Source organism: Pseudomonas sp. BIGb0558 (genome assembly GCF_024807515.1).
In the GTDB taxonomy this organism is placed as follows: Bacteria; Pseudomonadota; Gammaproteobacteria; order Pseudomonadales; family Pseudomonadaceae; genus Aquipseudomonas; species Aquipseudomonas yamanorum_A.
This window is the reverse complement of sequence record NZ_JANUEW010000010.1, coordinates 64802-76614: the sequence shown is the minus strand read 5'-3', so window position 1 is coordinate 76614 and position 11813 is coordinate 64802. Positions and strand designations below refer to the sequence as shown.

Annotated in this window: 9 protein-coding genes and 3 pseudogenes; 11 read left to right on the top strand and 1 reads right to left on the bottom strand. The window is 55.0% G+C overall.

The genetic code is table 11. From position 1 onward, the window contains the following. Positions 1-2 precede the first annotated feature (2 nt). From M2400_RS14655 to tnpC, 9 genes and pseudogenes are all read left to right on the top strand, one after another. Positions 3-1751, top strand: coding sequence for a DUF1302 domain-containing protein (locus M2400_RS14655; protein ID WP_259196581.1), 1749 nt, complete (start codon positions 3-5; stop codon positions 1749-1751). Positions 1752-1761: 10 nt separating this feature from the next. Continuing rightward, positions 1762-3120: a DUF1329 domain-containing protein gene (locus tag M2400_RS14650; RefSeq protein WP_259196477.1), complete on the top strand. Its 1359-nt coding sequence runs from the start codon at positions 1762-1764 to the stop codon at positions 3118-3120. A gap of 172 nt (positions 3121-3292) precedes the next feature. Next, a pseudogene (locus tag M2400_RS33600) lies at positions 3293-4463 on the top strand (sigma 54-interacting transcriptional regulator). A 113-nt stretch (positions 4464-4576) separates the two neighbouring features. After that, positions 4577-5029, top strand: a complete 453-nt coding sequence (locus tag M2400_RS14635) for a MarR family winged helix-turn-helix transcriptional regulator (protein ID WP_259196475.1) — start codon at positions 4577-4579, stop codon at positions 5027-5029. Continuing rightward, positions 5026-5841, top strand: a complete 816-nt coding sequence (locus tag M2400_RS14630; RefSeq protein ID WP_259196474.1) for an NAD(P)-dependent oxidoreductase — start codon at positions 5026-5028, stop codon at positions 5839-5841. Before M2400_RS14635 ends, M2400_RS14630 begins: the two co-directional genes overlap by 4 nt. Before the next feature lie 278 nt (positions 5842-6119). After that, positions 6120-6539 (top strand): annotated as a pseudogene (locus M2400_RS14625) (IS3 family transposase); the annotation flags it as partial. A gap of 66 nt (positions 6540-6605) precedes the next feature. After that, positions 6606-6923, top strand: a complete 318-nt coding sequence (gene tnpA, locus M2400_RS14620; RefSeq protein WP_259196472.1) for an IS66-like element accessory protein TnpA — start codon at positions 6606-6608, stop codon at positions 6921-6923. After that, positions 6920-7255 (top strand): IS66 family insertion sequence element accessory protein TnpB, encoded by a 336-nt coding sequence (gene tnpB / locus M2400_RS14615; protein WP_167055474.1) that lies wholly within the window; start codon positions 6920-6922, stop codon positions 7253-7255. The genes tnpA and tnpB overlap by 4 nt, the downstream gene beginning before the upstream one ends. Before the next feature lie 50 nt (positions 7256-7305). Beyond that, complete coding sequence (gene tnpC, locus M2400_RS14610) at positions 7306-8832, top strand: IS66 family transposase (protein ID WP_259196470.1); 1527 nt, start codon at positions 7306-7308, stop codon at positions 8830-8832. Between the two features lie 36 nt (positions 8833-8868). On the opposite strand, the gene M2400_RS14605 is transcribed toward tnpC, so the two are convergent. Further along, complete coding sequence (locus tag M2400_RS14605; RefSeq protein ID WP_259196469.1) at positions 8869-9801, bottom strand: LysR family transcriptional regulator; 933 nt, start codon at positions 9799-9801, stop codon at positions 8869-8871. A 78-nt stretch (positions 9802-9879) separates the two neighbouring features. Between M2400_RS14605 and M2400_RS14600 the strand changes: the two genes are divergently transcribed. Together M2400_RS14600 and M2400_RS33410 are read left to right on the top strand one after the other, a co-directional pair. Beyond that, positions 9880-10755: an SDR family oxidoreductase gene (locus M2400_RS14600; protein ID WP_259196468.1), complete on the top strand. Its 876-nt coding sequence runs from the start codon at positions 9880-9882 to the stop codon at positions 10753-10755. Positions 10756-11004: 249 nt separating this feature from the next. Further along, a pseudogene (locus M2400_RS33410) lies at positions 11005-11368 on the top strand (phosphohydrolase); the annotation flags it as partial. Positions 11369-11813 lie beyond the last annotated feature (445 nt).

Genomic DNA, 11813 nt, shown 5'->3' with positions numbered 1-11813 from the left:
GCATGCCCGGCGCAGTCATCTTGGCAGTGTCAATGGCGGGGTATATGGCCGGTGCCCAAGCGGTCAACTTCGAAGTAGGCGAAATCGAGGGGCGACTTGACTCCGCACTTTCCATTGGCACCAGTTTGGCCATGCGTTCCCCAGACCCGGACTTTATTGGCGTGAGAAACGGGGGGCGAGGTGAGTCGCAAACCACCGACGATGGGCGATTGAACTTCAAAAAGCATGAGACCTTCTCGAAAATTTTCAAAGGCAGCCACGACCTAGAATTGAAATACGGCGAATCGGGCGTATTTATGCGAGGCAAGTACTGGTACGACTTCGAACTCAAAGACGAACACCAAAATCTTTACGACATTCAGGACAACGGCCGTAAACGCGGCGCGCAATCCTCTGGTGTCGATCTGCTCGATGCGTTTTTCTATCACAACTATGAGCTGGCTGACCTTCCCGGCTCATTCCGCGTCGGCAAGCAAGTCGTCAGTTGGGGAGGCAGCACATTTATCGGTGGTGGCATCAACATCATTAACCCACTGGATGCCAACGCGCTGCGTCGCCCAGGTTCGGAGCTCAAGGAAGGCTTACTGCCGGTAAACATGCTGTACATGCAGCAAACCCTCACAGACACCGTGAGCATGGAGGGTTTCTACCAGCTGGAGTGGGACCAGTCGGTGGCGGATAACTGCGGTACCTTCTTCGCCGGTTCTGATCTTGCTGCCGATGGCTGCGAGGACCGCTACGTGCTGCGGGGCGCCGACCAAGCACCTGGAGAGTCGGATAACTCCGGTATCAATGGCAACACCATCTATCTACCCCGTGGTGGCGATCGGGATGCCCGCGATAGCGGTCAGTTTGGTCTGGCGCTGCGCTGGTTGATACCTGAGTTGAATGACACAGAGTTCAGCGCTTATTACTTGAACTATCACAGCCGCACCCCTGTGAGCAGCTCGACCATGGTAACTGCCAATCCCTTTACTAGCGTGGCGTTTGGCGCGCGTACGGGCAACTACTTCCTCGAATACCCGGAAGACATTCGCCTTTACGGTATGAGTTTTAATACCAATATAGGCAGCGCCTCTGTGGAAGGTGAGCTGAGCTATCGACCGAACATGCCCTTGGCGTATGACGACCTGATCTACGCCACCCTGCGTCTTGATCCTGTAGTGCCGAGCGTGATTCCCAACTCAGGAATTCCCGGCGACACCACTCATGGCTATAAGCGCATACCCATGACCCAGGCGCAGATCAGTATCACCCAGACCTTCGACCAGATTCTCGGTGCGAGCCGCCTGACTGTGATCGGTGAAACCGGCTTCAACCACCTTTCCGGTATTTCCGAAGGTAAGGCAAGCCAGCCACGGTATGGCCGCTCCAGCCCTTACGGTACCGGAGAGTACTACGGTAACAATGGCGAAGACCTGTGCCGTACTTTGCTTAGCGCTCGCCCCGAGTACTGCAACAGCCATGGCTTTTTCACACGCAACTCATGGGGTTATCGTCTGCGAGGGAGCTTGGCATACAACGGTGTGATCGGTGGTCTGGACCTTTCGCCCAACTTGGCGTTCAACCACGATGTTGACGGCTACGGGCCGAACTTCAACGAAGGCAGCAAGGCCATCAGCATTGGCGTAAACGCCAAGTACCTAAGTAACTACGAAGCCAGCTTAAGTTACACCGACTACTTCGGCGGCGACTACAACACGCTCGTCGACAGAGATTTTTTGAGCGCCAGCATTGGCGTCACGTTCTGAGGGATTTCCCATGCCTACAAAAACAACAATGCTTTGTGCTGTACTGGCCATTCTGCCATTGGCAATATCGCCTAGCTTTGCTGCAGTGGATGCCAGCCAAGTGGCCCAGTTAGGGCAGCGCCTGACCCCGCTCGGCGCCGAGCAATCCGGCAATACCGCAGGTACTATCCCGGCTTGGACCGGAGGTTTGCCGAAGAATGCCGGGAAGGTAGTCGATGGTTTCCGAGAAGATCCGTTTGCCAAGGAACAGCCTCTGTTCACCATCACCGCAAAGAATGTCGATCAATACCGCAATCAGCTCAGCCCTGGCCAGCAAGCGATGTTCGCACGCTATCCAGACACCTACAAAATGCCGGTGTACCCAAGTCATCGCAGCGTGGCGTGGCCGCAGTCGACTTATGAAGCGATCCGTAAAAATGCCACCAGTACTCAACTAATAGAGGGTGGCAACGGCTTGATCGATTACCACAGTCCGCTGGCATTTGCTTTTCCGCAAAACGGTCTGGAGGTGATCTGGAATCACATCACCCGTTACCGTGGTGGCAGTTTTCAACGTGAAACCACGGCGTTTGTGACTACGCCAAACGGTAACTACTCTTGGAAAACTGAGCGCGACCGTTTAGCCTACAACGAACAATTACTCGACTACGACCCGAGCGAGTCGAGCAATATCCTTTACTACTTTACTTCGGAGAACATCGCGCCGGCGCGCGACGTAGGCACCGTGCTACTAGTGCACGAAACACTTGATCAGTTAAAAGAGCCCCGCATGGCCTGGCAGTACAACGCTGGCCAACGACGCGTGCGGCGTGCGCCTCAGGTAGCCTACGATAGCCCGGGCCCTGGCAACCTGCGCACCACCGACCAGACCGACATGTTTAATGGCTCGCCGAACCGCTACGACTGGCAGTTGGTCGGTAAGAAGGAGCTGTATATCCCATACAATAGCTTCCGTCTAGCGGACCCGACCAATAGCTATGACAACCTTATTACCCCCGGTCACATTAACCAAGACAAAACCCGCTACGAGTTGCATCGTGTCTGGGAAGTGATCGCCACCTTGAAATCTGGCGAGCGCCATGTGTATTCCAAGCGCCATCTGTTTATTGATGAAGACAGTTGGACCATCGTCGAAGCCGACCATTACGACAACCGCGGCACTCTCTGGCGAGTTTCGGAAAATCACGTTCTGCCGCTATACGACGTACAAGCCCAAGTATCGGCCGGTGAGCTTACATACGACCTGCAATCCGGGCGCTACGTGGCAAACTACATGTTTAACCAGATTAAAAATGCCTACGAGTTTGGCCTGAAGGCCAAATCATCCGATTTCACCCCGGCCGCCTTGCGCGCCATTGGCATCCGTTGACCCGGCTATTCGCCGAGACAGGTGTTTCCTGATTCACTGTTTATGATCTATTGCTGTTGTTCATCGACCTTTGCCGCCCTTATTGGGCGGTTTTTTTTAACGGCGATTTAATAGGTAAATCGTTTCAATCAAAATTCTCCGCTGGAATACATGAGGTGCATCAGACCGTCTGGTGAATTTTTTGCACTATGGCCTACAGGGGAAACCTACAGAATTCGGAAAAAATGGTACGCTAAGGGTTTCCGATCAGATCTGGCACGACTCCATCGAGGCCAGCGCCCACTCGGCGCATCTGCCCCTTTCCGCCGAACCGGTCTGCTGGATGCAGATAGGGCATGCATCCGGTTTGACCAGCGCCGTCTTCGGCCGCACGGTGCTGTTTCGTGAGATTGAGTGTCGCGGTATGGGGCATGCACAGTGCCGTATCATCGGTAAGCCTATTGAGGAATGGGGGCCTGATGCTGACCAGCTGGAGCTGTTCGGTTCCACCGATTACATCAACGCCTCGCTCAATGATCCGATACTCGATAACGCCCTGGCTGTCTCCGATCTCATTGGGGCCGACCCTAGTTTCCTCGCTACCTGCAGACGGATCGAAAAGATCGCGCCTCGCAATGTCACCGTACTTTTCCAAGGAGAGACAGGCGTCGGCAAAGCGCTTTGCCCGACTGCTGCATCAACTCAGCCACCGTGCAGGCAAACTGTTCGTGGCCGTCAACTGCGCCGCGCTACCAGAAACGCTGATCGAGTCGGAGCTTTTCGGGGTGGAAAAGGGCGCCTTTACCGGCGCCACGCGTACCAGGCCCGGGCGTTTCGATCAGGCTAATGGCGGCACATTGTTCCTCGACGAAATCGGTACCCTGACCTCAGTGGCGCAGGAAGTGCTCCTTCGCGTGCTGCAGGAACGTGAAGTGGATCGGTTAGTTGGTGATTCCCCCTATCCAGTCGATATTCGGGTCATTGCCGCAACCAATGCGGATTTGGAAGAGGACGTCCGGCAGGGCCGCTTCCGTAAAGATCTGTTCTATCGCATCAACGTAGTGCCCATTCACATTCCGGCTCTGCGCGAGCGGCGAAACGACATCCCATTGCTCATCCGTTATTTCATCAAGCGCTTCTCCCTCTTGCACCAACGCTCGATCAAGGGATTTTCGCGGGCAGCTGCCGACACAGCGGGCCAACGAGATCGAGCGACTGCTGCCCCATCAGTGGACGCCTGCCCGACCAGACAAGTGACTCCGGCGGAAGCTTGGGCGGTGTTGGTAGGGATTGCCGAACATTTTGAGCCTACCTCTGCGCCGCTCATGGAACAGGAGCAGGCACCCATGTGCCCCAGCGGGTAGACGAGCCCAGAGCTTGCAGCACCAAGACTGTTTATCAGAAACAGCACATCCCTCCTTGACATAGTACGCTACCGAACCATAATAGTCCGGTAGCGCACTATAATGGAGTCTACTTGAATTTCTCCCAACAGAATTCGGCCGGTGCCTGGGCAAAGAAATATCACCAGGCTGCGCGTTCGGTAATCGAAGCTATGTTGAAGCCGTACGATCTCGGTTCAACGCAATGGTACGTATTGTGGCAGTTGATCAATGCCGGGCCGACGCCTCAGCGGGATTTTTTGGCGTATCTAAATATTGAAAAGACGACGCTCAGTGGCGTTACCTCCGCATTGGTACGCAAAGGACTCGTGGAGCAGGCAACCGACAGTAAAGACCAGCGCCAGAAGATTTTATCCATCACTCCGGCGGGACAAGCCTTATGGCAAGTATTGCCTGATCCGATTGATCTCATCCTGAAAACCGCTTTCGAAGGAATTCCCAGCGATGACCTTGCGGTCGTTGTTCGAGTTCTTAGCACTGGCACAGAGCGCCTTAATGGCCTTATCAACAAAGGAGTTGAAAGATGAAAGTTCTCGTCACTGGCAGCACAGGCCTCGTTGGCACTCGCCTATTACCCCGCCTTTCAGAATCAGGTTTCGAATGTCGTGTGTTGATTCGCCCAGGAAAGACAGCTCCAGATGGGGTCACCGTCTTCGAAGGAGATGTGCTAGATCAGAAATCACTGATCAAAGCTGTAGAGGGCGTTGACGCTATAGTACATCTAGCGGCGGTTCTACGGACACCTGATGCTTCCCAGATATGGAACGTCAACCTTGAGGGCACACGGAATCTGATCGCGGTTACGAAGCAGTTTGCGCCGAATGCTCGATTTATAATGGCAAGTACCGGCCTTGTTTATGCGGACAATAATCACCGCCCTTCCGGGGAAAGTGATAGCGTTAGCTCTGCGCGTGATTATCCAGCTAGTAAAATCGCTGCTGAAATCTTGCTCCGTGAAAGTGGGCTAACCTGGTCCATTCTGCGCTTCGGATTCGTCTACGGAGATAATGACGGCCATGTTGCGCAAATTCCGCACATCGCAAAGTTAATGGACTTGCACCCATCAAACCGCTTGAGCATGATCCACCACCGTGACATAGCTAATGTTGTGCATATGGGACTGAGTGGACGCTTGGATGAGGCCACAATCAATGTGGTAGACGAGTCGCCTATGAGCGTTCTAGAACTAAGCAACATAGCCGGCTCCGCGATGGATACCGTTGATTCGCCGCTCGTGAAACCTTGGTTTGGAGTCATGGACGGTTCATTGGCCAGAAGCCTCGGCTTCAAGCCGGAGGTTTCTACGACCTGGCAAGCGGTTAGGGAGAACGCCATCTGACGCGCTTGTACAAGGACGGCCTACTGGTAATAACGGTTTGTCGCCATAGCGATGCAGAACGCGCGCTAGCCCAGTCGCTTTCAGCAAGAGGCGATGTCATGACTCAACGCGATGTCCGCGACTGACCGAGTTCTTGGCATTTTTGGACGACCTGAGACTTAAAGAATTTCGGTTAAGACTTACGTTGGCATAAGACTATCCTGATATTGAGGGTAATTGCATCCGCCTAAATACGCGGACACCATCGCCATTACTGCTGGGAGTTTGAAGGCGTGTTCCCCATCCGCTTACTCTATAACGGCGAAATAATCGCCTTCAAGACCGCGAGGCGCCCGCTGTTCGACATGGTTGGTTCGATGCTGCGGCAGGCTTTTGAGAGGCTGCGGCCACGCGATAAACCAATCTTGCATTCCGACCAGGGATGGCAGTACCGGATGCCTATCTACCGCCGCGTGCTGAACGAGCGTGCGGTAAAGCCAAGCATGTCCCGCAAAGGAAACTGTTATGACAATGCGGCTATGGAAAGCTTTTTTGGCACGTTGAAATCAGAGTTCTTTTTCCTGAACAAATTCAACAGTCTCGATGAGCTTGAAGCAGGTATAGAGGACTACATACACTACTACAATCATTCGCGAATCAGGCTGAAACTAAGCGGCCTGAGCCCTGTGGAATACCGGACTCAAGCACGGCGGGCATAGAAGGTGTCCAACTTCGGGGTCAGATCATTTTAAGCGGACGCGATCACCCTTATCGCCAGGATTTCCATGCGCCAACGAAGCTCCTATCCCAAACCCTTCAAGGCCCACGTCGTGCAGGAATGCCTGAAACCCGGTGCATCAGTTTCCAGCGTCGCCATCAGCCACGGCATCAATGCCAACGTGATTCGCAAGTGGCTGCCGATTTACCGTGATAAACCCGTCGCGCCACTTCCTGCATTCGTACCACTGCAACCCATGCCCAAGCGGCACGCTGATGAGGTGGTGGTTATCGCACTGCCGCTGGGCACTCAAACCATCACGGTCAAATGGCCTGTCTCCGACCCGGACGGCTGTGCCCGCTTTATCCGTAGCCTTTCACAATGATCCGCATCGACGCCATCTGGCTCGCCACCGAGCCCATGGACATGCGCGCTGGCACGGACACAGCACTGGCCCGCGTGGTCGCCGTGTTCGGTGCGGCGAAGCCACACTGCGCTTATCTCTTCGCCAACCGCCGTGCCAATCGGATGAAAGTACTGGTGCACGACGGCGTGGGTATCTGGCTGGCCGCGCGGCGGTTAAACCAAGGTAAGTTTCATTGGCCTGGCACGCACCGAGGCCATGAAGTTGAACTGGACGCCGAACAACTTCAAGCACTGGTGCTGGGCCTGCCTTGGCAGCGGGTTGGCGCAAACGGCGCAATTACGTTGCTCTGAATCGGGTCTTTTAGCTGTGCCAGCTGGGCTGTTTGGGTAAAATCCACGGCATGACTTCCTCGCCCGATCTCGACCAAATGACGCCCGATCAACTGCGCACACTCGCTGCGCAGTTGCTGTCGAAGGTCGATACCATGGGCCGAGAGAGCCGCCGCGACAAGACCGTCATCGAGCAGCTCTCTCACGAGATCGCCATCCTTAAACGCCACAAGTTTGCCAAGCGCAGTGAGCAGATCAGCACGGCGCAAGGCAGCTTGTTGGATGACTTGCTCAGCACCGACCTCGAAGCCATCGACGCCGAGTTGAAAGCACTTCGTCCCGCCCCGGCACCGGACGAACCACGCCAACAACCCAAGCGCGCGCCGTTGCCGCCGCAGTTTCCTCGTACCGTCATTCATCACGAGCCGGAGAACACTGAGTGCTCCTGCGGCTGCCAACTTCAGCGCATCGGTGAAGACGTCAGCGAGAAGCTGAATTACACCCCCGGCGTGTTCACGGTTGAGCAACATGTACGTGGCAAGTGGGTCTGCCGCCAGTGCGAAACACTGATTCAGGCACCGGTACCGGCACAGGTGATCGACAAGGGCATCCCCACTGCTGGCTTGTTGGCCCACGTCATGGTGGCCAAGTTCGCCGACCATCTGCCGCTGTATCGGCAGGAAAAAATTTTCGGCCGTGCCGGCCTGGCGATCCCGCGCTCGACGCTGGCCCAGTGGGTTGGCCAAACCGGCGTGCAACTGCAACCGCTGGTCGATGCACTGCGCGAAGCCGTGTTGGCCCAGCAAGTTGTCCATGCCGATGAAACACCGGTGCAGATGCTGGCACCGGGCGAAAAGAAAACACAACGAGCGTACGTCTGGGCCTACTGCACGACACCATTCTCGGCACTGAGAGCGGTGGTCTACGACTTCAGCCCCAGCCGTGCAGGCGAACATGCGCGCAACTTCCTGGACACCTGGAACGGCAAGCTGGTGTGCGATGACTTCGCAGGCTACAAAGCTGGCTTCGAGCAGGGCATCACCGAAATCGGCTGCATGGCCCATTCCCGGCGCAAGTTTTTCGACCTGCATGTGGCGAACAAAAGCCAGTTGGCAGAGCAAGCGCTGCACTCCATTGGCGGCTTGTACGAAGTCGAACGGCAGGCCAAGGACATGAACGATGAAGATCGCTGGCGATTACGCCAGGAAATAGCGGTGCCCATCGCTGAAAAGTTGCATGAGTGGATGCTGGCTCAGCGCGCGCTTGTGCCCGAGGGATCGGCCACGGCCAAAGCACTGGATTACAGCTTGAAACGCTGGGTAGCGCTGACGCGCTATCTGGATGATGGTGCCGTGCCCATCGACAACAATGCCGTGGAGAACCAGATCAGGCCGTGGGCACTCGGTAGGTCGAACTGGCTCTTCGCTGGATCGCTGCGTAGTGGTAAACGGGCTGCGGCGATCATGAGCCTGATCCAGTCGGCGCGCATGAACGGGCATGATCCGTACGCGTATCTCAAGGATGTGCTGATGCGGTTGCCGACGCAGAAGGCCAGCGAGATCGAACGGCTAATGCCGCATCGGTGGATGCCGGACTGATCTGCGCAAGGCGTATTCCCCGTACGCTTACGCTGCTTATGCCCCTGCCCCTTCTCCGCTGAGCACTAGCGCCAAAGCTAACCGTGTTTGCTCCAGCACTGCGGCCACTCTTCCTAGACGTGAAGTTCCTGCGCGATAAGCCAGCATCACGTCCATAGGGAGCGATCTCCATTGCCCGAGTACATGTACAAGTCGACCACTAGCGATATCAGCCCGAACCATGAAATCCGGAACCAAAGCCACACCTTGGCCTAGTCGGACCAATCGCAACAGCAGATCAAAGTCCTGAACAGTGAAGAGTGCCTCGCAATCCAGCGTCACGGGCTGAGCGGAGCCGGCGATAGGCTCCAACCGCCAATCAACATGGGTCGAGCGTCCCGAAAAGTTCAAGATCGCTGCCTCGCTGAGGCTGTCAATAACTCTCATTTGCGCCGCAGGATGCGAGCTTGCACAAACCAGAATGCGCGAAAAACTTCCGACCCTATCTGCGACTAGGTCCTCGTCATGAATTTTGCCGATCCGGATAGCAAAATCGAATGCAGGATCCTGCAAGTCGTTGAACTCATAGGTCGGTACCACCACCAGGCGTACCTCGGGATAGTGTTTTTTGAGAGATGGCACCAGGTGTTCCAACACCCTCCCGCCGAGAGCTGGAGTTAACGCAACTCTCACGGTTCCACGGGGCATCGCCGTCGTCCTGCCCGCTTCTTCGAGCAAATGCACGGTCTCGGCCAGAAGCGATTGAATACGCGGCAGCAACTGTTCGCCTTCACGCGTCAAGGCAACCTGGCGCGAACTGCGCGTAAGCAAGCGCGTGCCTAGCCGTTTTTCCAAACGCGTGATCTGCATGGAAACAGTGGACTTTGACACGCCTAAACTTGCGGCTGCAGCGGTGATACCGCCCGCGCGAACAACGCTGATAAAGGCTTGAAGTTCACGGAAATCAATTGTTCTGTTTTCTTGAACCATAGATTTTAAATCGGCTAGTTGTTCGGTTTATCACGATGTTGATACTAGCACTTCTAGCCATTATTGAGTGACGAACGCATGGGAAAGAAAATACTGATCACCGGCGCCAATGGCGCGTTTGGTCTGCTCACGGTTCAAGCGTTACTGAAGGCCGGCCACCACGTTGCAGCGACATTACGTGAGCCTCAGGGCCGAAACGCCCCGGTCACTAAAACGTTACGAGATGCCGGCGCGACCGTCATCGAAATTGACGTTACGGATGACGCCAGTGTCGCCCAAGGTGTTACTACAGCAATCGAGGCCCTGAGCGGCCTTGATGCATTGATCAACGTCGCGGGCACAGGCACCCACGGGCTGACCGAGGGGTTCAGTGCCGATCAGATGCTGAAGCTGTTCGATATCAATGTTGTGGGTGTGCATCGCATGATTCGCGGCGTGTTGCCGACGCTACGCGAGCAGGGAACGGGGCTCGTCATCAACGTTTCCAGTTTGCTGGGACGTTTATCACTGCCATTTTACGGTCCCTATAGCGCGACAAAATGGGCTGTAGAAAGCCTGAGCGATACGTATCGAGCAGAGCTGTCGCAGTACGGCGTCGACTTCGTATTAGTCGAGCCGGGCGGCTTCGCTACCTCATGGATCGACAATTTAGTATTACCTCAAGACCGCACTCGCTTAGAACAATACGGCGACTTTTCTCATGTACCAGAGCAGGCTTTGAAAGCCTATGAGGCTCTACTCGCCACCCGGCCGGACCAAGATCCGGCCAACGTCTCCAAAACGATACTCAGCCTGGTCGAAGCCCCGGATGGCACACGTCAAGCACGAACCACTGTCGACTGTTTAGGAATGGGCGAACATGTTGAACAGATGAACCAAATACTAGCCCAAGTAACCGCCGGTATTTATCAAGCGTTCGGTACCGAGAACTTGCTAAAGCTTAAGGTGCGCTGAGGCGAACGACTCCGTTGCCACGGACGTTAATTTTTGAACGTGCTTCGGGATCACTTCCATTTTTTCGCGCATCCCCTAAATTGTGCGACATGTCAGCCAGGACCAGTTTTGGTGGCGCCAACTCGTCGCATATGTCTGTCGCAGATGGTAGATTTTATGCGACAAATTATGCGACTGGTGCCACATGCAAAATTTAGTTCAGCTTATCGGCTATGCGAAAGTTTCAACCCAGGGTCAGGATCTGCATCACGAATTGGGCGAGTTGCTCACGCGGTAAAGACCCACAGCTTTTCAGCAGGGTTAGAGCCCCTACGCCTGGAGGCCAAAATTCTCCAGGACAGTAACCGGTTAGACGCCATCGGTATGGTAGGGGTCGCACGCTGCTTCTACACTGCTGGGCTGATGGGCTCTGCGCTGTACGACTTTACAAACCCAAGCCGTAGGCAGGGATTATCAGGGCAGGCGTTTCACCATTGAACATTTCCACACAATGTTACTCAAGCTTGCTTCGGGATTTCAGACAGCTGGAGATGCTTGATGGGCAGCAGTTAGGCATGCGCGCCTCAATAATTTTCTAGACGATTTTATGGATGAAAAGGGAGCACCTGGCTGAACGCAATCTTCACATGAGTGATACTGGGTGATGCAGGTGACATCGCCAGACGCTTACCCTATAAGTAGGCTCCATCACACCCAAAAACGAAAGGTAGCAGTTTAAGCATCAGCAAGGTGTGTCTGCCAGACCCTTACAAAGCACGGCTGAAACGGACGACGCTACGAATTTCTGCAGTGTGCAGTGCTATCGATTTCGAATGTTCAGGGCTGTAGAGTGCCCCGTCATCTGCGAAAGCGTCGGCCACGGGCTTCCCTTCGGCCGTGGCGGCAAGGGAAGAACAGAGGCATCGCTATCTAGGCGGCCGGATACCGGCTGAAAGGCGACCGATGCATCTTGTAGTGGCCTAATGAAGCCGGACACCCGTTTGTTCCGTGATGTCCAACCTGAGAACTCTCAAGGCTTGCTTACAGAAGCTTTACGCATGCTCGCTTTCACTACGAGC